The 22416-nt window shown below is 63.7% G+C and carries 17 protein-coding genes and 1 pseudogene; 6 read left to right on the forward strand and 12 right to left on the reverse strand.

The features are described from left to right. The 7 genes from ACR0EF_RS13875 to ACR0EF_RS13905 form a co-directional block, all read right to left on the reverse strand. Positions 1–1113: an ABC transporter ATP-binding protein gene (locus ACR0EF_RS13875; protein ID WP_093963159.1), complete on the reverse strand. Its 1113-nt coding sequence runs from the start codon at positions 1111–1113 to the stop codon at positions 1–3. Between the two features lie 124 nt (positions 1114–1237). Next, positions 1238–2362: an extracellular solute-binding protein gene (locus tag ACR0EF_RS13880; protein ID WP_170341827.1), complete on the reverse strand. Its 1125-nt coding sequence runs from the start codon at positions 2360–2362 to the stop codon at positions 1238–1240. A gap of 351 nt (positions 2363–2713) precedes the next feature. Continuing rightward, positions 2714–3796: an ABC transporter ATP-binding protein gene (locus ACR0EF_RS13885; RefSeq protein ID WP_170372742.1), complete on the reverse strand. Its 1083-nt coding sequence runs from the start codon at positions 3794–3796 to the stop codon at positions 2714–2716. A 3-nt stretch (positions 3797–3799) separates the two neighbouring features. Further along, a complete protein-coding gene (locus ACR0EF_RS13890) occupies positions 3800–5455 on the reverse strand; it encodes an alpha-glucosidase (RefSeq protein ID WP_170371970.1) in 1656 nt (551 codons plus the stop codon). A gap of 9 nt (positions 5456–5464) precedes the next feature. Then, positions 5465–6613 carry a carbohydrate ABC transporter permease gene (locus tag ACR0EF_RS13895; RefSeq protein WP_093963163.1) on the reverse strand — a complete coding sequence of 383 codons (1149 nt, stop codon included), beginning with the start codon at positions 6611–6613 and terminating at the stop codon, positions 5465–5467. A gap of 11 nt (positions 6614–6624) precedes the next feature. Then, the gene (locus ACR0EF_RS13900; RefSeq protein WP_170372740.1) at positions 6625–7632 is read right to left on the reverse strand and encodes a carbohydrate ABC transporter permease; all 1008 of its coding nucleotides are present in this window, start codon (positions 7630–7632) and stop codon (positions 6625–6627) included. 63 nt (positions 7633–7695) lie between these two features. After that, entirely contained in the window at positions 7696–8964 is a 1269-nt protein-coding gene (locus ACR0EF_RS13905; RefSeq protein ID WP_170372738.1) for an ABC transporter substrate-binding protein, read from the reverse strand. 231 nt (positions 8965–9195) lie between these two features. On the opposite strand from ACR0EF_RS13905, the gene ACR0EF_RS13910 reads away from it, so the two are divergent. The 5 genes and pseudogenes from ACR0EF_RS13910 to ACR0EF_RS13930 all read left to right on the forward strand — a co-directional run bounded on the left by ACR0EF_RS13910 (position 9196) and on the right by ACR0EF_RS13930 (position 14207). Continuing rightward, complete coding sequence (locus ACR0EF_RS13910; protein WP_093963166.1) at positions 9196–10227, forward strand: LacI family DNA-binding transcriptional regulator; 1032 nt, start codon at positions 9196–9198, stop codon at positions 10225–10227. Between the two features lie 2 nt (positions 10228–10229). Continuing rightward, positions 10230–11528: pseudogene (locus ACR0EF_RS13915) on the forward strand (GH1 family beta-glucosidase); the annotation flags it as partial. 48 nt (positions 11529–11576) lie between these two features. Further along, positions 11577–12557, forward strand: coding sequence for a glucokinase (locus tag ACR0EF_RS13920; RefSeq protein WP_244952458.1), 981 nt, complete (start codon positions 11577–11579; stop codon positions 12555–12557). A gap of 39 nt (positions 12558–12596) precedes the next feature. Next, positions 12597–13523, forward strand: a complete 927-nt coding sequence (locus tag ACR0EF_RS13925) for a carbohydrate kinase family protein (protein WP_170367402.1) — start codon at positions 12597–12599, stop codon at positions 13521–13523. A gap of 18 nt (positions 13524–13541) precedes the next feature. Beyond that, positions 13542–14207, forward strand: coding sequence for a D-lyxose/D-mannose family sugar isomerase (locus tag ACR0EF_RS13930; RefSeq protein WP_170372734.1), 666 nt, complete (start codon positions 13542–13544; stop codon positions 14205–14207). Here ACR0EF_RS13930 and ACR0EF_RS13935 read toward each other — a convergent pair. Both ACR0EF_RS13935 and ACR0EF_RS13940 read right to left on the reverse strand, forming a co-directional pair. Then, positions 14201–15166 carry a cation efflux transmembrane domain-containing protein gene (locus tag ACR0EF_RS13935; RefSeq protein WP_170372732.1) on the reverse strand — a complete coding sequence of 322 codons (966 nt, stop codon included), beginning with the start codon at positions 15164–15166 and terminating at the stop codon, positions 14201–14203. The genes ACR0EF_RS13930 and ACR0EF_RS13935 overlap by 7 nt on opposite strands. A gap of 41 nt (positions 15167–15207) precedes the next feature. Continuing rightward, positions 15208–16833 carry a GMC family oxidoreductase gene (locus ACR0EF_RS13940; protein WP_170372730.1) on the reverse strand — a complete coding sequence of 542 codons (1626 nt, stop codon included), beginning with the start codon at positions 16831–16833 and terminating at the stop codon, positions 15208–15210. Positions 16834–16994: 161 nt separating this feature from the next. Between ACR0EF_RS13940 and ACR0EF_RS13945 the strand changes: the two genes are divergently transcribed. Beyond that, a complete protein-coding gene (locus ACR0EF_RS13945; RefSeq protein ID WP_170372728.1) occupies positions 16995–18545 on the forward strand; it encodes a trimethylamine methyltransferase family protein in 1551 nt (516 codons plus the stop codon). A gap of 42 nt (positions 18546–18587) precedes the next feature. Here the strand turns inward: ACR0EF_RS13945 and ACR0EF_RS13950 are convergent, their stop codons facing one another. The 3 genes from ACR0EF_RS13950 to ACR0EF_RS13960 are packed head-to-tail and all read right to left on the reverse strand — an operon-like array spanning position 18588 to position 22342. After that, positions 18588–19928 carry an NAD(P)/FAD-dependent oxidoreductase gene (locus ACR0EF_RS13950; RefSeq protein WP_170371954.1) on the reverse strand — a complete coding sequence of 447 codons (1341 nt, stop codon included), beginning with the start codon at positions 19926–19928 and terminating at the stop codon, positions 18588–18590. Next, a complete protein-coding gene (locus ACR0EF_RS13955) occupies positions 19925–21421 on the reverse strand; it encodes an aldehyde dehydrogenase (RefSeq protein WP_170372726.1) in 1497 nt (498 codons plus the stop codon). Before ACR0EF_RS13955 ends, ACR0EF_RS13950 begins: the two co-directional genes overlap by 4 nt. Before the next feature lie 3 nt (positions 21422–21424). Continuing rightward, positions 21425–22342, reverse strand: a complete 918-nt coding sequence (locus ACR0EF_RS13960) for a dihydrodipicolinate synthase family protein (RefSeq protein WP_170371950.1) — start codon at positions 22340–22342, stop codon at positions 21425–21427. Between the last annotated feature and the right edge of the window lie 74 nt (positions 22343–22416).

Below are 22416 nucleotides of genomic sequence, written 5' to 3' on the forward strand. Positions count from 1 at the left end.
TTATTCCGCAGCCAGCTCACCCGCCGGAACGACGACCGCGTTGCGGGTTTCGTATTCCAGCGTGATGTTCTGCCCGGTGTGATCTTTGAACGACTGCCCGTGGTTCGGGATCGAGACCTTAATCTCCTTGCCGCCCTCTCCTTCGGTGAAGATGTTGAAGACGTTGCCTTCGAATTCCTCGTGGGTCACCCGTGCCGTGACGAAGTGATCGCCGCTCGTCCCCTCGGGTGCAATCGAGAACGCCTCGGGACGGATGAACATCATGGCGTCGTCACCTTCGGCCAACTTGCCCTGATTGGCGGTCGATATCCTCGCCACCAGATCGCCGGACCGGTTGGTCGAGATCAGGGCCTCTTCGCCCATCACTCTTTTGACCTTGCCGCGGAAGACGTTGTTTTCGCCCACGAACGAGGCGGCAAAAGCGGTTGTCGGGTCGTTGTAGATGGTCTTGCCATCGGCGATCTGGTCGATCACGCCAGCGCGCATCACGGCGATGTTGTCCGACATGGTCAGGGCCTCGCCCTGGTCATGGGTGATGTAGATGAATGTGATGCCCACACGCTTTTGGATTTCGCGCAGCTCGGTGCGCATGTGCTGGCGCAGCTTGAGATCCAGCGCCGACAGCGGTTCGTCCAGCAGCAGCACGTCTGGCTCGGCGCATAGAGCGCGCGCGATGGCCACTCGTTGGCGCTGACCGCCCGACAACTCGCTGGGCAGCTTGTCACCCTGATCAGGCAGGGCGATCATGTCCAGCAGCTCGTCCGCGCGTTTGCGCCGTTCGGCGGCACTGGCCCCTTTGATCTCCATCGAAAAAGTTATGTTCTCCCACACCTTCATGAGCGGAAACAGCGCGAGGTTCTGAAAGATCAGAGCAGTAGGACGCTTGTTCGGCCCGATGCCCTTCATGTTCTTGCCGCCGATCAGGACATTGCCTTCGCTGGGCTCCAGGAACCCGGACACCGCCCGAAGGATCGTGGTCTTGCCGCAGCCCGAAGGCCCAAGGAACGAAAAGAAATCGCCCCCGTTGATGTTCACGTTCGCATCTCGCACAGCGACAAAATCGCCGAAGCGGATCCACAGGTTTTCCAGATCAACTCCGATCCCTGCACTCATTTTTGGTATCTCCCTGTGATGCAGCCTCAGGTCGCACCGCATCGTTGTCCGGCACGCGGGGCAAACGCGTGCGGGGTCCAAAGGCCCCCCGCGCGACAACGCGAGGGGCGCGATCTCAAGGCGATCAGGCGCTCTTGAACTTGTTGACGAACTCGGTCCGGGTCTCGGCATACCACGGTGCTTCGGCAGGCCACGGGTTCAGGTTGGCCAGCGAGTCGCCCGGATAGGCCTCGGCAAAGTTCTTCTTGTAGGTGTCGCCCGAATACTGGTCGGCACCCAGAACCGGCGAGTTGTAGCCGTGGCTGTCGATCGCGACACCGGCCGGCTTGGCCTGATAGGCGAAGTCAATGAAGGCGTAGACCTGGTCGATATTGGTTGCGCCGGTCGGCATCGAAATACCGTCGACCCAAGCCATCGCACCCTCGACCGGAGCCTGGTAGTGCACCGGTTCGCCAGCGGATTTCAGTGCCAGCGGCGGACCATCCCAAGTCTGTCCGACGACAACCCCTTCGTTCAGCAGGCCGTTCTTCTGGGTGTCGGCATCGTTCCAGATCAGTTTGATCCGGTCCTTGCGGGCGATACACCAGTCGGTGATCTGACCCCAGACCTTGCGCATGGTGTCTTCGTCGCCATATGCGGCCCAGACCGAGCCGGGCTCCATCTCGCCGATGCGCTCCATGTACAGACCCGCGCCCAGCATCATCGAATGTGCGCGACCCATGGTCTTGCCGGCGTTTTCTTCCGACCAGACATCACCATAGGACGGAGCGTCGCCTTCGGGCAGCCACAGGTCGGTGCGATAGGCTATGCCTTCGGTACCCCAGATATGCGGCAGCCAATGCGCGCCGCTGTCACCGAAGTTCCAGGCATCGGTGCCGATCTTGGCCATCGCCGGGTTGACCTTGTCGATCGGAACCCTGTTCATGTCGAACGGCTGCAGAAGCTCCAGCGGCTCCCACTGCAGCGACCGGTTGTTGGTCGGCGAAACGATGTCAAAGCCCTGGCCCTTGGTGGCCTTCATCTTGTTGATGATCTCTTCGTTCGAGCCGATACCGGTGTAGTTCACCTTGATCCCGGTCAGGGTCTCGAACTCTTCGATGAAGCTGGGCGGCAGGTAATCCGACCACATCAGGATGTTGACTTCGCCCGAAGATGCCAGGGCGCTTTTGCTGTACAGAGGTGCCGCCAGCGCTGCGGCGCCGGCCCCTTTCAACACCGTACGACGGCTGAAGTTTGACGATTTGGTCATTCGTGTTTCTCCCGTGTTTGGACTGAGTTTTGTTTTTTATCCGTGCGTCACGTTAGAGTTTTGCGATCGCCCCGTCAGTCCAAAAAGTGACAGTTTGCGAAATTCTTAGGTCCAGTTCCCTTGGAAGCCCAAGCCCGGAGCCCGCCCAAACAGGGCGCGACTCTGCGGGAATTCGCGCGAGGATCATATATCAAAAGGGCCGACGATACCTAACGGCGCATCGGAACTGGCCTCATGTCACACAGGGAGATCACGCGAATTTTTTGCGCATCCGCCTAATCGATGCGCATCATTTCAGCCGCAAAAATCGAATTGCGACAAATTCAGACCAGAATCACGACACGGTTGGAGCTATTTGCGCATTGACCGGCCGTCATGGAACAGGTGGATCTTCTCCGGCGCGGCAGTCACCGAAACCGTCTGGCCACGCAAGCCACGATGGATGCCCGGCAGTTTGCCGATCACCGACTCGGCGCCGGGGGCTTTCGCGAAATAGAGCAACGTCACCTCGCCCAATGCTTCGGTAAAGTCCACGGTCCCGGTCAGGATGGGGTCACCGTCGGCAACCACCAGATCCTCGGGGCGCACACCCACGTTGACCTTCTTGCCGGCGTCGGCGTCCTGGGTCGGGATGGCCGAAACTGCCGTGCCGCCACAGTCCAGCGCGACGGTCGTGGTGGCACCGGTGCCGGTGATCGTGCCCGGCAGCAGGTTCATGGCGGGCGAGCCGATGAACTGGGCCACGAATTCATTGTCAGGCGTCTCGTACAGTTCCAGCGGCGTGCCGACCTGCGCGATACCCTTGTTGGCCAGAACCACGATCCGGCTGGCCAGGGTCATTGCCTCGACCTGGTCGTGGGTGACATAGATCATCGTGCTGTCAGGCATCGCCTCTTTCAGGCGCGCGATCTCGATCCGCGTGGCCACCCGCAGGGCGGCATCCAAGTTCGACAGCGGCTCGTCGAACAGATAGACCTTGGGGTCGCGCACGATAGCCCGGCCGATGGCGACCCGCTGTCGCTGACCGCCCGACAGGGCCTTGGGCAGCCGGTCCAAAAACGGTTCCAGCTGCAGGATCTGCGCCGCGCGGTTTACCGCCGCGTCGATCTGATCGGTGGGCATCTTGGCGATCTTCAGGGCAAAGGCCATGTTCTCGCGCACGGTCATGTGCGGATACAGCGCGTAGCTTTGGAACACCATGGCGATGCCGCGCTGTGCCGGGGGCACGTCGTTCATCACCTGCCCCTCGATCTCCAGCGTCCCGCCCGAAATGCGTTCCAGCCCCGCGATCATCCGCAGCAGGGTGGACTTGCCGCAGCCCGAAGGGCCGACGAACACGATCAACTCGCCGCGCTCGATCTCGAGGTTGATGTCCTTCAGGACATCAACATTGCCATAGGTCTTGGCGACATCGGTCAACTTGAGCTCGGACATGGGTTACCCTTTCTCTCGGACCATCAGGCAAAATTGCGACGGCGCCAGCGTGGCGCGGCCCTGCGCCTCGACTGCGCCCAGATCCTGACCGATGCAGCGCCAGTTGCCTTCGGGCAGGTCGATTTCCGCGGTGCCATCGCCTAGGTTGAAGGCACAGAACACCTGTTGGGTGTCATCCTCGCGCAGGAAGCTGAGGATCGGGCCGGTTTCGCGCATGTCGGACTGGGTGCCCGACATCAGCGCCGGATATTCATGGCGCAAGGCGATGGCACGACGATAGTGGTTCAGCACCGACTGCGGGTCGGCGTCCATCCGGTCCACGGCGCGCTCGGCCTGCGCGGTGCTGACGGGCAGCCAGGGCGCACCGGTGGTAAAGCCCGACTGTTCGTCCTGCGCAGCCCAGACCATGGGCGTGCGGCAGCCGTCGCGGCCCTTGTATTCGGGCCAGAACTCGATGCCATAGGGGTCCTGCAGGTGCTCAAAGGGCACGTCGGCCTCGGGCAGGCCTAGCTCTTCGCCCTGATACAGGCAGGCCGAGCCGCGCAGGCACATCATCAAAACCGCGTGCTGCCGGATGCCGGCCTCGTCCAGATCCCAGCGCGAGGCGTGGCGCTGCACGTCGTGGTTGGAGAACGCCCAGCATGGCCAAGCGTCGCCGGCCTTGGACAGAAGCTGGTCGAACACATGCTTGGTGTATTCTGCCGTCAGGCGGCGTTTCTCCAGAAATTCAAAGGCATAGCACATGTGCATGCGCTTGTCGCCACGGGTGTATTCGCCCATGATCTCGAGCCCGCGCTGTGCGTCGCCCACCTCGCCCAGACAGGCGCGACCGTCATATTGATCGGTCAGGGCGCGCAGCCGTTCCAGGAAGGCGATGTTTTCCGGCTGGCTCTTGGAATACAGGTGGTCCTGATGGTTGTAGGGGTTGACCATCGGCGCGATGGTGGCGTTGCGCTGATCCAGCGGCAGCGCCGGGTTGTCGCGCAGTTGCGCGTCGTGGAAGTAGAAGTTGATCGTGTCCAGCCGGAACCCGTCAACGCCCATATCCAGCCAGAACCGCGCGACGTCCAGAAGCGCGTCCTGCACATCGGGGTTGTGGAAATTCAGGTCCGGCTGCGAGGTCAGGAAGTTGTGCAGGTAATACTGCTGCCGGCGCGTATCCCACTGCCAGGCCGAGCCGCCGAAGATCGACAGCCAGTTGTTGGGCGGGGTCCCGTCAGGCTTGGGGTCGGCCCAGACATACCAGTCGGCCTTGGGGTTTTCGCGGTTGCTGCGGCTTTCGACGAACCACGGATGCTGGTCCGAGGTATGCGACAGAACCAGGTCGATCATCACCCGCAGACCCAGACCATGGGCGCGGTCCAGCAACGTCTGGAAATCCTCCATCGTGCCGAACATCGGATCGATGGCGCGATAGTCGCTGACATCGTACCCGAAATCCTTCATCGGCGACTTGAAGAAGGGCGAGATCCAGATCGCATCGACCCCCAGACCAGCGATGTAATCCAGCCGCTGGGTAATGCCCCGCAGGTCTCCGATGCCGTCGCCGTTGCTGTCCTGAAAGCTGCGCGGGTAGATCTGATAGATCACGCCGCCGCGCCACCAGTCGGACGCCGTCTTGGTTGAGTGCTTGAGGTCCACGTTGTTCTGCACGTTCATCACACGCCCTTATTTGACTGAACCGGCCAGCAATCCGCGGACCAGGTATTTCTGCATTGCAAAGAAGACGACCAGCGGCACCGCGATCGACACGAATGCGGCCGTGGCCAGGATTTCCCAGTTGCCGCCACGGGTGCCCAGAAGCTCGACGATACTGTTGGTCATCACGGTAGTCTCGCCGGATGCGTCGATCAGGAACACCTTGGCCACCAGCAGGTCGTTCCATGTCCACAGGAACTGGAAGATCGCGAACGAGGCCAGCGCCGGAAAGCTCAGCGGCAGGATCAGCTTGGTAAAGATTTGAAACTCGGTGGCGCCATCGACCCGCGCATTCTCGATCAGGTCGCGGGGCAGCCCGGCCATGTAGTTGCGCAGAAGATAGATCGCCAGCGGCATGCCAAAGCCGGTATGGGCCAGCCAGACGCCCAGATACCCTTTGCCGATGCCGATGTTCAGGTGGAATTTCAGCAGCGGGATCAGCGCCAGTTGCAAAGGTACCACCAGCAGACCGACCACCGCTGCGATCAACAGCGCACGGCCCGGGAAATCCATCCAGGCCAGCGCATAGGCCGCAAATGCCGCCACAAGGATCGGAATGATCGTGGCCGGAATCGTGACCGTCAACGTGTTGAAGAACGCCTTGGCCATGCTGTCGGTGCTGTCCTCGGCCAGCAGGACCTTGTGGTAATTGTCCAGCGTGAATTCGGGCGGCAGTTCGGCGGTCACGAAGACCCGCGTGCCCCGGCTGCCGGTGAATTCCTCGGTGTTCTCCATCCGATAATCGCCATTGGCCTGAACGGTGACCGTGCCGCCCTTGCGCAGCTCGGCCGTCTGGCCCGGCTCAAACGCATCGATCTCGCGGGAGCTGATGCCCCATTTCGAGATGCGCGCCGTGGTTCCGGCGTCAAACAGGTTGCCCTCGATCACATACAGGCCGTTTTCCTGCACCTGGGTGTCGGGCGCGGCGCTGCGCAGCGTCAGGTTCTGCTCGGACGGGAAAATCGCCCGCCACCAGCCGCTGGTCGCGATCTGGTCCGCCGTGCGGAAGGACGAGATGAACAGGCCCAGCGTGGGCACCACCCACAGCACCACCAGAAACAGAACCGAGGCATGTACGGCCCATCTGAGCGCCGGGCGGGTTCCTGCGATCTCACTCATGACGCGCCCTCCTATTCCATTTCCTTGCGCGCGTTGCGCACGTTCCAGACGAGGATCGGCGTCACCAGCAGCATGATGATCATGGCTGAAGCCGAGCCCACGCCCCAGTCATTGGCGCGGAACAGCTTGTCGAACATGTAGTTGGCCAAGACCTGTGTCTCCCACTGGCCGTTGGTCATGGCGAAAACGATGTCGAACACCTTCAGCACGACGATGGTGATCGTTGTCCACACCACCAGAATCGTTGTCTTGATCTGCGGCACCTTGATCTTGAAGAAGATCTGGAACGGGCTTGCGCCATCCAGAATGGCGGCCTCGACCGTTTCTTCGGGAATGCCGCGCAGTGCCGCCGACAGGATCACCATGGCAAAGCCCGTCTGAATCCAGACCAGCACGATCATCAGGAAGAAATTGTTCCAGAACGGAATCGTCAGCCAAGTCTGCGGGTCGGTTCCGCCAAAGAAGATGTACAGGGCATTCAGCATGCCGATCTGGTCCTGCTCGACGGGACGGGTGTCATAGACAAGCTTCCAGATCACCGATGCGCCCACGAACGAGATCGCCATCGGCATGAAGATCAGAGATTTGGCGACATTGCCCCATCGGATGCGGTCGGTCAGCTGGGCGACCAACAGGCCAAATGCTGTCGACAGCGCCGGGACCACGATCAGCCACAGCATGTTGTTGCGCATCGCTTCCCAGAATTTGGGCTCTCCCATCATCTGGACGTAGTTGTCCAGACCCACCCACTCGTATCCGCCGCCGGGCACCCGGTCGGTCAGGGACAGGCGTAGCGTTTCCACCACGGGATAGGCCAGGTACAGCCCCAGCGCGACCAGAGCGGGCAAAAGAAACAACCATGGCCGGACCATGTTCGCCCGATTGATGTTGCGTCCGGCGTTCGGGCCGCGCGGCGGGAACAGAATCTTGTCCAGAAACTGGTTGGACAGGTAGAAGTATCCAACGCAGCCGGATACGCCGATGGCGATCGTCAGCAGACCTTGCAATGCGGGATGCATGTCACCCTCCCTGGCGACAATGGGTCGGGCAACCCGAAGGCCGGGTTGCCCGGTTTCACGGCTTTACTGGATCGCGTCCCAAGACGCCTGGATCTCGTCCGCCACGTCTTGCGCGGGTTTGCCACCGGCATAGTCGACCATTCCCGTCCAGAACGTGCCTGCCCCAACCGCACCCGGCATCAGGTCGGACCCGTCAAAGCGGAAAGTGGTCGCCCCCAGAAGAATGTCGTTCATCTTCTTCAGTGTCGGATCCGAGAAGGCCGAGGTATCGACACCCTTGTGCGGGGTCAAAAAGCCGCTGAGCGCCATCCAGGTCTCGTGCGCCTCGGGCGTCTGCAGATAGGCGATCAGGTCATGCGCTGCGGGGCTGTCATTGGTGATCGCCCACAGGGTGCCCGCGCCCAGAACCGGGCTGCCCAGATCCTTGCTTTCATAGGCCGGGAAGTAGAAGAAATCGGCATCTTCACCCACGACCGTGCCTTCGGGGAAGAAAGCCGGGATGAACGAGGCCTGACGGTGCATGTAGCACTGCGGCGGCGAGCTGAACATGCCTTTGGGGCTGTCGCGGAAATCCGTGGTTGCAACCGCACCGGCCCCGCCGGCGACATAGTCGTCATTGCGGGCGAATGCGCCGAATTCCTCGATCGCGGCCACGACCTTGGGGTCGTTGAACTTCAGCTCGTTGGCAACCCACGCGTCATAATCCTCGGGGGATTGGGTGCGCAGCATCATGTCCTCGACCCAGTCGGTCGCAGGCCAACCGGTCGCGCCGCCCGACCCCAGGCCGATGCACCAGGGGGTGCCGCCATCGGCGACGATCTGGTCGGTCAGGGCTTTGAGTTCTTCCATCGTGGTCGGAACTTCATAGCCAGCGTCCTCAAAGTTCTCGGGCACGTACCAGACCAACGATTTCACATCGACCTTGTAGAAGAAGCCGTAGAGATGATCTTGGCCGTCCGGTCCGGCATAGGCGCCCAGGTCGACCCAGGACTGGCCCGCGGCATAGTTGTCCCGGATCCAGTCGGCGGTCCCGTCAGCAAGCGGTGTCAGAAACCCGGCTTTCGCCATGTCGGCCGCCAGACCCGGCTGGGGGAACACGGCGATGTTCGGGGCCGACCCGGCCTCGGCGTCGATGCGGATCTGCTGCTCGAAGCTGTCCGACCCGACATAGGCATATTCATGACCGGTGGCCGCGGCAAAGCCGTCCAGAACCTTTTCGACATTCTCCTGGTCCGGGCCAAGCCACGGGCCGAACACGGTGACCTTTTCGGCCTGCGCCGCGCCCGCCATCAGGGCGAACGTGGCCGCACCTGCCAAAAGCGAGTGTTTCATTGATTTTCCTCCCAACTGTATCCGCGCGTGTGAGACTCAGTTTTCAAAGCGCTTTGAATGCGGCCGTTATCCGCTAACATGTTGGCCCTGTCAATGGCTAGATTTTGGCTTGGGCCGCCTGTGCTCATGTTTTCATGGTATATTGCAGAGAATGGCAAAACAACTTGACGCAAGCGGCAAATCCCCACACAACAGGGCGCACACAAGCATTGAAAGCGTTTTGAAACCGCTATGAACCTCAAGCAGCTCTCTCAGATCCTGGGTCTGTCACAGACAACGGTCAGCCGCGCGCTGAACGGTTACCCAGAGGTGAACGAAGAGACTCGCATGCGGGTTCAGGCGGCGGCGGCCAAACATGGCTATCGGCCGAACGCCCGCGCCAAGGGGCTGGCGACGGGTCGTTCGATGGTGATCGGCCACGTGATCCCCAGCTCGTCGCGCCACGAGATGGTAAACCCGATCTTCGGCGATTTCGTCGCCGGCGCGGTCAAGAAATATGCCGAGCACGGCTACGACATGATGTTCACCAATGCCGACGACACCTCGATCGAAGACGCCTATCGCAGCCTGTTCCAACGCGGTGCGGTCGACGGCGTGGTGCTGCAGGGCCCCAAGGTGAACGAGCCGCGGATCGAGGTTCTGACTCGGATGCAGGTGCCGTTCATCGTGCATGGCCGGTCGACCGGCGTCAGCGTGCCCTATGACTGGATCGACGTGAACAACAAAAGCTCGTTCCTGCGTGCGACCCGCTTTCTGATCGACCTGGGCCACCGGCGGATCGCGCTGATCAACGGTCTGGAAGACATGGATTTTGCCCAAAGGCGCCGCGACGGGTATCTTGAGGCGCTGAAACAAGCCGGTCTGTCGCCCGACCCGGCCCTGATGCGCAGCGCCGAGATGACCGAAGTCTATGGCCATCACGAAACCCGCGACATGCTGCGGCTGGACGATCCGCCGACCGCGATCCTGACCTCGTCGATGATCTCGGCGATCGGGGTGCGGCGCGCGCTGGACGAGGCCGGGCTGAAAATGGGCCGCGACGTGTCGGTGATCGCACATGACGACGACCTGTCCTATCTGAAGAACGGGCAGGACGTTCCGATCTTTACCGCCACCCGGTCTTCGGTGCGCCACGCCGGCGAACTGGCCGCCGAGATGCTGATCGAGCGCATCCGCGCGCCCCACGACCCGGCCAAGACTAGATTGCTCGAAGCCGAACTGGTAGTCGGCGGCTCGACTGGTCCCGCCCCCAACAGGTTCTGAACATGAAATACACCCGCGCTGATTTCCCCAAAGACTTTCTCTTTGGTGTCGCAACCTCTGCCTATCAGATCGAAGGCCACGCACAGGGCGGCGCCGGCCCGACCCATTGGGACAGTTTCGCGGCCACGCCCGGCAACGTGGTGCGCGCCGAAAACGGCGATCTCGCCTGCGACCACCTGCACCGGTACGAACAGGATTTCGACCTGATCCGCGAGGCCGGGTTCGACTGCTATCGTTTTTCCACCAGCTGGTCGCGCGTGCTGCCCGAAGGGCGCGGGCCGGTGAATCAGGCCGGGCTGGACTATTATGACCGGTTGGCCGACGCCCTGCTGGAACGCGGCATCCGCCCCTGCGCCACCCTGTATCATTGGGAACTGCCCTCGCCGCTGGCTGATCTGGGCGGCTGGCGCAACCGCGACATCGCCGACTGGTTCGCCGATTTCACCGAGATCATCATGGGTCGCATCGGCGACCGAATGTACAGCGTCGCCCCGATCAACGAGCCCTGGTGCGTCAGTTGGCTGAGCCATTTCGAGGGCCACCACGCCCCCGGCCTGCGCGACATCCGCGCCACGGCCCGCGCCATGCATCACGTCCTTCTGGCCCACGGCCGCGCGATTCAGGCGATGCGGGGCCTTGGCATGTCGAACCTGGGCGCGGTGTTCAACCTTGAATGGGCCGAATCTGCCGATGACACCCCCGAGGCCCGCGAAGCCGCCGATCTGTACGACGGCATCTACAACCGGTTCTTCCTGGGCGGCGTTTTCAACAAGGCCTACCCCGAGAATGTCCTGCAGGGGCTGCAGGCCCACCTGCCCGACGGGTGGCAGGATGATTTCGACACGATCGGCACGCCGGTCGACTGGTGCGGGCTGAACTACTATACCCGCAAGCTGATCGCGCCCGCCGACACGCCCTGGCCCAGCCTCCAAGAGATCCCCGGCCCCCTGCCCAAGACGCAGATGGGCTGGGAGATCGAACCAGGCGCGCTGACCCGGTTCCTGACCCGTACGGCCCGGGACTACACGGGCGATCTGCCGATCTATGTCACCGAAAACGGCATGGCCAGCCCCGAGCGGCAGCAGGATGACGACCGCATCGACTATCTGAATCAGCATCTGGCCGCGGTGCAGGACGCGCTGGATCAGGGCGTCCCGGTCACGGGCTATTTCATCTGGTCGCTGCTGGACAATTACGAATGGGCGCTGGGATACGAGAAGCGGTTCGGCCTGGTCGATGTCGATTTCGACACGCTGGAACGGCGCCCCAAGGCCTCGTTCCGGGCGATGCAGGCCGCTTTGGCTAAGGGCGATCCGGTCTCGGTGCCGATGGCGCAGCCCAAGGGCGCGATGCACGACCACTGGAACCTGGTGGCCGATATCGGCGGCACCAACACGCGGCTGGGGGTCGTCACCAATGGCACGCTCACCGATCTGCGCAAATCGCCCACCGGCACGCTGCCCGAGTTTCTGGCCGCCCTGCACGACCTGTACGCCGAGATAGGAACCCCGCCGCGCGCCGTGGTCGCCGCGGGCGCGGGCCCGGTGCGCAATGGCACGATCCGTCTGACCAATGCCAATCTGGACCTGTCCGAGGCTGACATCGCCTCGGCCACCGGCGCGGACCACACCTTTGTCATCAACGACTTCACCGCCGCCGCCTGGTCGGTGGCCGAGATCACCGGCGACGACGTGCAGGCCCTGCAGGGCGACCCGACCCCGCCCAAGGGCACCCGACTGGTGGTCGGCCCCGGCACCGGGCTGGGCGTCGGCGCGCTTTTGTATTCCGAAGGCCACTATCACACCGTCTCGGGCGAGGGCGGCCATGTCGGTCTGTCGCCCCGTACCCGCGACGAGGTGGACGTGTTCGAAGCCGCCCGCCGGATCGCGCCCGAGTGTTTCTTTGGCGACAGCCTGACGCTCGAGGCCGAGATGTTCCTCAGCGGCACGGGCCTGCCGATCCTGTATCGTGCCGTGGGCATGGCCGCAGGCCAGCCCGAAACGCCCGTCCTGCCCGCCAAGGACATCCTGCAGGCCGCGCGCGACGGGTCCGATCCGCTCGCCATACGCGCCGCGCAGATCTTCACCACCCATCTGGGCGCCGTGATGGGCGACATGGCCGTCACCGTGATGCCCACAGGCGGCGTCTTCTTGGTGGGCGGCGTGGCCGAGAAGAACCGCTGGCTGTTCGGCGACGACTTCCTGGCGGCCTTCAACGCCGGAGGCCGGTTCGACGCGCTGCGGCAGGGCTTTGGCGTTTATGTGTCGGAACAGGCCGAATTTGGCATTGTTGGCGCTAACAACTTCTGCAAAAATGCGCTCGCGCGGTAAACTCACCGCCAGATCTTTGCAGAAGGAAGGAGCCGGGACATGATCCTGTGCTGTGGCGAGGCCCTGATCGACATGATCGCGGAACCGACGGTTTCGGGCGCGCAAGGTTTTGTGCCGCATTCGGGTGGCGCGGTGTTCAACACCGCCATCGCCCTGGGCCGGCTGGGTGCGCCTGCCGGAATGCTGACCGGGTTGTCGCGCGACATGTTCGGCCAGCAACTGGCGCAGGCCCTGAAAGACAGTCATGTGGATGGCTCGCAGGTTGTTCTTTCGGACCGTCCGACCACGTTGGCCTTCGTACAACTGCAGGACGGGCACGCCACCTATTCCTTCGTCGATGAAAACTCGGCCGGGCGGATGCTGCGCCCCGAGGACATGCCGGACCAGCTGACCGCGACCTCGGCGCTGTATTTCGGCGGCATCAGCCTGGCCTGCGAGCCCTGCGCCGATGCCTATGCCGCCCTGCTGGACCGTCACGGGGCCGAGCGCGCGGTGATGATCGACCCCAACATCCGCCCCGGCTTCATCCAGGACCAGACCCGCTATCGCACCCGGCTGAACCGGATGATCGCGCAGGCCGACATCGTCAAAGTCTCGGACGAAGATCTGGACTGGATCGTCCCCGGCCCCGAAACGCTGGAGGAAAAGGTGCCGCTGCTGCTGCAGGCCGGTCCCGCCGTGGTGATCGTCACGCGCGGCAGCCAGGGCGCGACCGGGTATCTGGCCGATGGCCGCACGGTTTCAGTGCCGGTCACGCCGGTTCAGGTGGTCGATACGGTGGGCGCGGGCGACACGTTCAACGCCGGAGTGCTGGCGCAACTGCACCGCGCCGGGCTGCTGACCAAACAGGCGCTCCGCGCGATCTCGCCCGACGACCTGCGCGCCGCGCTGGAACTGGGCGGCAAGGTCGCCGCCGTCACCGTATCCCGCGCCGGGGCCAACCCGCCCTGGGCGCACGAGCTGTAAGTCATCGAAAGCACCGATATGAAACGATCCGAGATCAACCGCATCAAGGCCGAGGCGCAAGCCTTCATCAATTCGTTCGGCTTTGCCCTGCCGCCCTTTGCCGACTGGACGCCCGAGCAGATGCGCAGCCCGCAGGCCGCCGGCATCCGCGCCCGTGGCCTTGGCTGGGACATCACCGATTACGGCCAGGGCAGGTTCGACGAACTGGGCCTGTTCCTGTTCACCCTGCGCAATGGCGACGAAAAGGACCTGAGCGCAGGGCGGGGCATGCTCTATGCCGAGAAGTTGTTGATTTCGCGTGACAAACAGCTGTCGCCGATGCATCGCCACATCGTCAAGGCCGAAGACATCATCAACCGCGGCGGCGGCGATCTGGTGATGGAGATCTACGCCTCGGCCCCCGATGGCAGCATCGACCGCAACACCCCCGTCACCGTGCCCAGCGACGCCTGCCCGGTGACCATCCAGCCCGGCGAGCATCTGCGCCTGAAACCGGGCGAAAGCGTCACGCTCATGCCCGGCATCTGGCACGCCTTCTGGGCGGAAAAGGGCGATTGTCTGATCGGCGAGGTCTCGACCGTCAATGACGACCGCACCGACAACGTGTTCGAACAGCCGATCCCGCGCTTTGCCACGATCGAGGAAGACACCGCGCCCGAATTCCTGCTGGTCGCCGATTACTGAGCGCGCGGGGCCGGACCAAAGGGCGGATCCGAGGCCAGCGTCAACGCGACCCGGCCCGGGCTTGCGGCCTGGGCCAGCCGGTTGCGGACGGCCTCGAAGGCTTCGATCGTCACGGGTTCGGCGGGTTTCAGATAGACAAGGTGGAACAGCGCCCGCCCGCTGCGCACCGTCGCCACGTCCAGCACCTGAAACTGGCTGTCTGCACAGATCCGGCGGGCCTGCTCAATGATCTCGGCCCGGGCATCGGCCGGCAGCGCCACACCCACGATATCGCGCAGCGCGCCCAGAAACACCTTGATGGGCTGCGGCAGCAGCGCCAGGCACAGCAACAACACCACCAGCGCATCCGACACCGGAACCAGACCGGCAAGCGGCCCGCCCTCAAGCAGGTTGATCGCGAAAAACGCCGCCCCGGCCCCAAGGCTCAGCACACCGTCGACCATCGCGGCCCGGGACTCGACCCGCAGCAGATCGCTGGTCTTGCCGGTGCGGCGCCAGTTCCAGCGATGATAGGCGAACAGCGTCAGACAGATCGCCGCCATCGCCCCGGCATAGATCAGGATCCATTCCAAAACCACCGGCGCGGCTTCGCCCATCTTGGCATAGGCCAGCAGACGGTTCACCGCCGAACCCGCCGCCATCACGATGATCCCGAACAGCAGCAGGCTGCGGAACATCACGAAGACGGATTCGTCAATCTCGTATCCGAAGGGGCGGTTCTGGTCCGGGGCCCGTCGGATCGAGGCGGCGACCCATCCCACCACCACAGCCGTTGCGAAATTGAGCCCCGAGAACAGCCCGTCCAGCAACAGCGCATCGGAGTTTGCCAGCAACCCGGCCACAACCCCGGCGCATGCCATGAACAGGCTGGCCCATTTTGCCGCGTTCAACGACCGGCGTTCAAAAATCAATGTGTCCTGCATCGGTTCAGCTTTTCGGTTGATGAGGCTGGCGGTCATTTATGTCCGGCGAGCCAACCCGCAAGCCCCGTGTGCCGTTTTCATGCCCGTCCGCGTATCATGTCGGCAGCCTTTTCCGCGATCATGATCACCGGCGAGGCGGTATTGCCCGAGACGATCTTCGGCATGACCGAGGCATCGACCACCCGCAGCCCCTCCAGCCCCCGAACGCGCAACCGTGGATCGACCACCGCGGCGGCGTCACTGCCCATGCGGCAGGTGCCGACCGGGTGAAAGATCGTGGTGGCGATGTCGCCCACCGCATCCAGCAGGCCCTGTTGATCGTTGATCTCGGGGCCGGGCAGAACCTCTTGCGGGTGATAGGGTGCCAACGCCCGCGCGGCCATCACCTGCCGGGCCTGCTGCACGGATTTGACCGCCACCTGCCGGTCACGCTCGGCCGAGAGGTAGTTCAACCTGATCTCGGGCTGGGCCTTCGGATCGGGCGTGGTGATGTGGCAGTGCCCCCGGCTTTCGGGCCTCAGATTGCAGACCGAGACGGTGATCGCGGGGAACGGATGCAGCGGATCGCCCAGCCGGTCGGTCGACAATGGCTGCACGTGATATTCCAGATCCGGCGTGGCCAGCATCGGGTCGGACTTGGTAAACATGCCGAACTGGCTGGGCGCCATCGCCATCGGACCCGACCGGGTCAGGGCGTATTGCGCCGCGATGCGCGCCTTGCCCCACAGGCTGTTGGCCATGGTGTTCAGGGTTTTCGCGTTCTGCACCTTGAACACGGTTCGGATCTGTAGATGGTCCTGCAGGTTCGCCCCCACGCCCGCGCTTTCATGCTGAACCGCGATTCCCTGCGCCGCCAGCACGTGAGGGTCGCCGATCCCCGAAAGTTCCAGCAGCTTGGGCGAGTTGATCGCCCCCGCCGCCAGCAGAACCTCGGCCCCGACCAGGGCCTGGTATTCGGTGCCGCCACGGGCAAAGCGCACGCCACGCACGGTCTTGCCCTCGAGGATCAGGTCCAGAGTCTCGGCCTCGGTCAGGACCCGCAGGTTGGGCCGTTTCATCGCCGAGCGCAGAAATCCCTTGGCCGTGTTCCAGCGCACGCCGTTCTTCTGGTTGACCTCGAAAAACCCCGAGCCTTCGTTGTTGCCGTCATTGAAATCGGCACGCGGCTGGATGCCGATCTCGCGCGCACCGTCCTGCACGGCCTTCAGGATCTCCCAGCTCAGCCGCTGTTTCTGAACCTTCCATTCGCCGCCGGACCGGTGCAATTCGCTGTCGCCAGCGTGATGATCCTCGGATTTCAGGAAATAGGGCAGCACATCGTCCCAGCCCCAGCCCGCATTGCCCAGCTGCCGCCAATGGTCATAGTCGGCCGCCTGCCCGCGCATGTAGATCATCCCGTTGACCGAGCTGCACCCGCCCAGCACCTTGCCGCGCGGATAGACCAGCGACCGCCCGTTCAGCCCCGGCTCGGCCGCGGTTTTCATCATCCAGTCGGTGCGCGGATTGCCGATGCAGTAAAGATACCCCACCGGGATGTGGACCCAATGGTAATTGTCCGACTTGCCCGCCTCGAGCAGCAGAACCCGTGTCCTTGGATCCTCGGTCAGCCGGTTGGCCAACACGCAGCCCGCGGTACCCGCGCCTACGATGATATAGTCGTATTCACCCTCAAGCCGGGCGGTTTCAGATGTGGCGGAAGTCATTCTCGGTCTGCTCTGTGCATTGTTCCTGATCCTGCGGAGCGCAGCTTAGCAGCTGTTGCGGGCAATGCACGGGCTCGATGTCGCATTCCGCAACAGTATTTCGCAATCCTGCAGGTCGCGCCCCCGGTCGGCGGTCAGACTAGGGTCAAAGGAGGCCAAGAATGACCCAGACCGCCACCCGCGCCCGCACCGGAGGCCGCGCCGCCCGCCGCGCCCTGCGCACCGCTCCCAGCTTTGACATGTTGCCGGGCCTGACCCGCAACATCCCGCTGTGCGAGGTGATGGACGGGTCGCAGGTCGAGCGGATCGACGAGGCCTCGATGGATATCCTCGAAAACGTGGGCGTGCAGTTCCGCGACCCGATCGCGCTGGCCGACTGGAAGGCGGCTGGAGCCAAGGTTGACGGCGAGCGGGTGTATCTTGATCGCGGGCTGGTCCGCGACTTGATCGCGACGATCCCGTCGGATTTCACCTATCACGCCCGCGACCCGCGCAAGAATGTGCGGCTGGGCGGGCCGCACGCGATTTTCGTGCCGATGACCGGCGCGCCGTTTCTGCGCGATCTGGACGACGTGCGCCGCAACCCGACGCTGGACGATCTGGCGATGTTCCACAAGCTCAGCCACATGCTGCCGGCGCTGCATTCCAGCGCCCACCACATCGTCGAGCCCTATGACCACCCGATCAGCCAGCGGCACCTTCGCATCACCTATTCGTCGATGAAATATTCCGACAAGACCTTCATGGGCATGACCACCTCGCCCAGAAACGCCGAAGACGTGATGGAGATGTGCGCGATCCTGTTCGGCGCAGAGTTCATGGAGGATCACCCCGTCACCACCGGCAACTGCAACGGCAACTCGCCGCTGGTCTGGGACGAGACCATGCTGGGGGCGATGCGCGCCTTCTGCCGCCGCAATCAGCCTGTGCTGTGCTCGCCCTTCGTGCTGGGCGGGGCCAACACGCCGGCCAGCGTGCCGGCGACGGTCGCGCAGCTGAACGCCGAGGCGCTGAGCGCGCTGGCCTATACGCAGGTGATCCGGCGCGGCTGTCCGGCGATCTACGGGCACTACCTGTCGACCGTCAGCATGAAATCCGGCGCGCCGATGGCCGGCACGCCCGAGATCAGCCTGATGAACTTCATGATCGGCCAGATGGCCCGGCACTACGGCGTGCCCTGGCGCAGCTCGAACACGCTGGGCGGGGCCAAGACATTCGATGCGCAGGCGGGCTACGAATCCGCCACCACGCTGTCGGCGGTGATCCATGCGGGGGCCAACTATATCTGGCATTCGGCGGGCTGGAACGAGGCCGGGATGCATTGTTCAACCGCCAAGTTCGTTGTTGATGCCGAGCAATGCGCCATGGCCTACCGCATGGCCGAGGGCCCGAAATGGCACGATTTCGACGAGGCCGTTGCGGCCGTATCCGATATCGGCCCCGGCGGGCACTATCTGGGCCATCCGCACACGCATGAGAACTTTCAGGAGGCGTTCTTCATGCCCGAACTGTTCGACAACAACTCGATCGAGCAATGGGTGGCCGAGGGCGAGATCGAAATCACCGAGCGCGCCTTGAACCACGCCCGCAAGCTGTTGGCCGAGTATCAAGAGCCCCGCCTGGACCCGGCCACCGACGAGGCGCTGCGCGACTACATCGCCCGGCGCGAGCGGGAAATTCCCGCCGCCGACGAATTGAACCAGCACTATTAGGAAACACTCCACTTGCCCGCCTGCCTGTCAGGCGGGCCTTTTTCATTCGTCGCGCGCGCGCCATTCCTTCCAGCGCAGCACCATGTTGGCACCGATCTCAGACAACGGCCTGGGCGGCAGGCGTTTGGGACGGTCCTCGGCACCGAAATGATCGCTGATCCCGGACCGCACGCCACAGGCCAACTCGGCCGCGGCGATCCCGGTCAGGGTGCCGCGCGCTGTGCCCAACCCGTTCTGGACGCAGGCGGAATAAACGCCGGTCTCGATCTCGCGGGTGACCGAGACGCCATTCAGGCTCAGGCACAGATGGCCGGACCATTCGTACTCCATCGAGATGCCGCGCAACGGCGGGAAGCGCCGGTCGAATTTGCGCCGCATCACCGCAGCCGCGCGCCGCAGGTCCGCTGCCCGCGCCTCCATGCCCGGGCGCAGCACGGCGCAGGTGCGGGTGATGATCCGGTTGCCGCCCTGCCCGGTGTCGATCCGGCGCATGGTGGTGCCCATCGGATCGGACGGGGTCACGCCCCAGCGCGGCTGGCCGCCCAACCGGGCCAGCGCATCGGCCTCCAGTTCGCGCGTCATCGCCGCGAACAGAAACAGCTGCATCAGCCGGCCACGTTCCACCCCGAAACTTTCCAGGTGACCGTTGACCGACAGGATCAGCCGGCCGGTCGAGACCTGCCCGAGCGCCGTCTGCACGCGCCAGCCCGCCCCGTCGCGCTGGAACCCAGTGACCGCACTGTTTGCAAAAATCTGCACCCCATCGGCCGCCAAACCCGCCGCCAAACCGCGCACATAGCCCGCCGGCTGCAGCATGACCGTGCCCGGCGTGTACAGCCCCGACACATAATGCCCGGACCCGGTGAGTTCCTGCATCTGCTGCCGGTCCAGCAACTCGGACCGCTCACCGAGGCTGTCCAGATGGCGGGCATAGGTTTGGTTGTGCGCATGTCCCGCTGGGCTGGCCGCGCCGTTCACTTTGCCCGCCGGATCGAAATAGTTGGGGTCGATTCCGTAGTCCTCGACCGCCGCGCGGGCAAACGCGATGGCTTGACGGTTCAGTCCGATCATCACCCGGTCATCACCCGCCCCGGCATAGTCGTCCGAGGCCAGATCATGCGGCAGATCGATCATGAAGCCCGAGTTGCGCCCCGCCGCGCCTTCGGCCACGCGTCCGGCTTCAAGCACTACGATCCGGGCATCCGGCACCAGCTGCCTCAGACGCCGCGCCGCAGACAGCCCGGCAAAACCGGCGCCCACGATGGTGAAATCTGCGGTGATATTGTCCGAAAGCTGCCGCGCGGGAGGTTGCGGGCCCAGCAGGGCATTCCACGCCGCCGGGCCGCGCTGCAGCGGTAGGCGGCAAGCGGTGAACCGCGTCAATCCACCGCCTCGTCGGCATCATCAGACAGGTCGATCCACAGCGTCTTCAGCTGCGTGTACTGGTCATGCGCGTGCAGCCCGTTGTCCCGCCCGCCAAAGCCCGACTGCTTGTAGCCGCCGAACGGGGTCGAGATGTCGCCCTCGCCAAAGCTGTTCACCGTCACGGTCCCGGCCCGGATCGCGCGGGCGCCGCGCAGGGCGCGCTTGGCATTGGCCGTGAACAGCGACGCGCACAGCCCATATGGCGTGTCATTGGCCATCGCGATGGCCTCATCGAACCCCGCGACCTCGATCACCGACAGAACGGGGCCAAAGATCTCCTCGCGCGCCAGCGGCGTGTCATTGTCCGGCAGCTCGACCACGGTTGCCTCGACGAACCCGTTCTCGGCCTTGCCGCCCAGAAGGACTGACGGCGCCTTGTCCAGATAGCCGCAGACCTTGCTGAAATGGTCTTTGCTGACCAGCGCGCCCAGCCGGGTTGCAGGGTCCAACGGATCGCCCACAGTCCACTGACGGGCGTGATGGGCGATGCGCTCCAGCAACTCGGGTTTGACCGCACGATGCACGATCAGGCGCGACGTGGCCGAGCAATTCTCGCCCATGTTCCAGAACGCTCCGTTCATCACATGGGCGGCAACCCGGTCGAGGTTCTCGGCATCCTCCATCACGATGGCCGGGTTCTTGCCGCCCATTTCCAGCACCACCTCCTTGGCGTTGCTTTCGGCCGCATAGGACAGGAATTTCTTGCCCGTCACGGTCGATCCGGTGAAGGACACCATGTCGATATCCATGTGCCGCCCGATGGGTTCACCCACCTCGGCGCCGCCACCCGGAACTACGTTCAAAACCCCGCGCGGCAGCCCGGCCTCGGCCGCCAGCTCGGCCAGACGCAGGGCGGTCAGCGGGGTTTCCATCGCCGGCTTCACCACCACCGAGCACCCGGCCGCCAGCGCCGGGCCGATCTTCCAGGCCAGCATCAGCAAGGGGAAGTTCCACGGCAGCACCAGCCCCACCACCCCGATCGGTTCGCGTAGGATCATCGCGATGTGGTCGTCGCTTGCAGGCGCGACTTGATCGTAAATCTTGTCGATCGCCTCGGCGTGCCATTTCAGGCAGTGGACCGCCTCGGGCACATCCACGGTTTCGCAGTCAAAGATGGTCTTGCCGCTGTCGATGCTTTCCATCACCGCCAGTTCACGGGCATTGCGGGTCATCAGCTTGGCCAGGCGGATCAACACATCCTTGCGCGCCGACGGGTGCAGGCGCGACCAGCGGCGGTCGTCGAAGGACTCGCGCGCCTTCTCCACGGCCAGGTTCACATCGGCGGCGGCGCAGGCCGCGACCTCGGTCAGCACCGCGCCTGTGGCCGGGTTCACCGTGGGAAACACCGCGCCCGAGATCGCCGGACGATAGCCGCCGTCGATGAAGGCGCCGGTGGGCAGGTTCAGCCCGGCGGCGATGGATGCGTATTCGTCCCGTGTCAACAAGCCCATGCCTCAGCCCTCCGTCATGATGTCTGCGATCTTGCGTTTCAGCACGCGGGTCACCTGTTCCAGCGCGCGCTTGTCATCCTTGTTCAGCCCCTTCAGAGGCGGCCGAACCGCGCCTGCCGGGATGCCGTTCATCGTGACCCCATGCTTGATGGTCTGGATGAACTTGCCGCCCTGTTCGAGGACCCGCATCAACGGCATCAGCGCCGACATGATCCGGCGGCCCTTGGCGAAATCGCCTTGCAACACGCAGGCCTCATAAAGCGCCACATGCTCGCGCGGCAGAAAATTCGACCCGCCACAGACCCAGAACGGCGCGCCCCAAGCGAAGAATTCCAGCGCCTGATCGTCCATGCCGCAGCCGAGCTGAATATGCGGATAGTCCCGCGCCAGCATGTGTACACGGTTGATGTCGCCCGAGCTTTCCTTGATGCCGCAGAAATTGCGGCTGCGCCCGACACGGTCGAGGAACTCAGCCCCCATCATCGTGCCGGTGCGGTGCGGATAATTGTACAGCATCACCGGCAGATCGGCCGCCTTGTCGATGACCAGCGCATTAAGGGCGTTTTCCCGGTCGGTCGGCACCGAATAGGGCGGGCTGGCCAGCAGGATGGCATCGGCCCCGATCTGGCGCGCGCCTTGGGCCAACGCGATCGAATCCGGCGTCAACATCGCGCCGGTCCCGACCACCAAAGGCAGCCGACCCTTCAGTCGTTGGTGGGTAAAACGCGCCAGTTCCAGCCTTTCATCGACGGTCTGGGCATAGTTTTCGCCGGTGGATCCGCCCGAGATCAGACCGTGCACGCCATTCTCGACCAGGTATTCGATCACCTCGGCCAAGGCATCCCAATCGACGCTATAATCATCCGCATAGGGCGTCACCACCGGGGTATAGATCCCCTGAAATCTGAACACGGGCGTCATCTCAATCCTCTTGCCGGGCACGCGTGAAGCTTGCGCCCGACACCAAGGCTAAGAAAAATACAAGATGTGCACAA

This window comes from Ruegeria sp. CG8 (assembly GCF_056537165.1).

What these genes read in the sequence shown, in the direction of transcription:
- ACR0EF_RS13925 (WP_170367402.1), top strand. Translation starts at nt 12,597, where the DNA reads ATGATCCTGTGCTGTGGCGAGGCCCTGATCGACATGATCGCGGAACCG.
- ACR0EF_RS13905 (WP_170372738.1), bottom strand. Translation starts at nt 8,964, where the DNA reads ATGAAACACTCGCTTTTGGCAGGTGCGGCCACGTTCGCCCTGATGGCG.
- ACR0EF_RS13955 (WP_170372726.1), bottom strand. Translation starts at nt 21,421, where the DNA reads ATGGGCTTGTTGACACGGGACGAATACGCATCCATCGCCGCCGGGCTG.
- ACR0EF_RS13945 (WP_170372728.1), top strand. Translation starts at nt 16,995, where the DNA reads ATGACCCAGACCGCCACCCGCGCCCGCACCGGAGGCCGCGCCGCCCGC.
- ACR0EF_RS13885 (WP_170372742.1), bottom strand. Translation starts at nt 3,796, where the DNA reads ATGTCCGAGCTCAAGTTGACCGATGTCGCCAAGACCTATGGCAATGTT.
- ACR0EF_RS13920 (WP_244952458.1), top strand. Translation starts at nt 11,577, where the DNA reads ATGCACGACCACTGGAACCTGGTGGCCGATATCGGCGGCACCAACACG.
- ACR0EF_RS13930 (WP_170372734.1), top strand. Translation starts at nt 13,542, where the DNA reads ATGAAACGATCCGAGATCAACCGCATCAAGGCCGAGGCGCAAGCCTTC.
- ACR0EF_RS13935 (WP_170372732.1), bottom strand. Translation starts at nt 15,166, where the DNA reads ATGACCGCCAGCCTCATCAACCGAAAAGCTGAACCGATGCAGGACACA.
- ACR0EF_RS13880 (WP_170341827.1), bottom strand. Translation starts at nt 2,362, where the DNA reads ATGACCAAATCGTCAAACTTCAGCCGTCGTACGGTGTTGAAAGGGGCC.
- ACR0EF_RS13900 (WP_170372740.1), bottom strand. Translation starts at nt 7,632, where the DNA reads ATGCATCCCGCATTGCAAGGTCTGCTGACGATCGCCATCGGCGTATCC.
- ACR0EF_RS13940 (WP_170372730.1), bottom strand. Translation starts at nt 16,833, where the DNA reads ATGACTTCCGCCACATCTGAAACCGCCCGGCTTGAGGGTGAATACGAC.
- ACR0EF_RS13875 (WP_093963159.1), bottom strand. Translation starts at nt 1,113, where the DNA reads ATGAGTGCAGGGATCGGAGTTGATCTGGAAAACCTGTGGATCCGCTTC.
- ACR0EF_RS13960 (WP_170371950.1), bottom strand. Translation starts at nt 22,342, where the DNA reads ATGACGCCCGTGTTCAGATTTCAGGGGATCTATACCCCGGTGGTGACG.
- ACR0EF_RS13895 (WP_093963163.1), bottom strand. Translation starts at nt 6,613, where the DNA reads ATGAGTGAGATCGCAGGAACCCGCCCGGCGCTCAGATGGGCCGTACAT.
- ACR0EF_RS13890 (WP_170371970.1), bottom strand. Translation starts at nt 5,455, where the DNA reads ATGAACGTGCAGAACAACGTGGACCTCAAGCACTCAACCAAGACGGCG.
- ACR0EF_RS13910 (WP_093963166.1), top strand. Translation starts at nt 9,196, where the DNA reads ATGAACCTCAAGCAGCTCTCTCAGATCCTGGGTCTGTCACAGACAACG.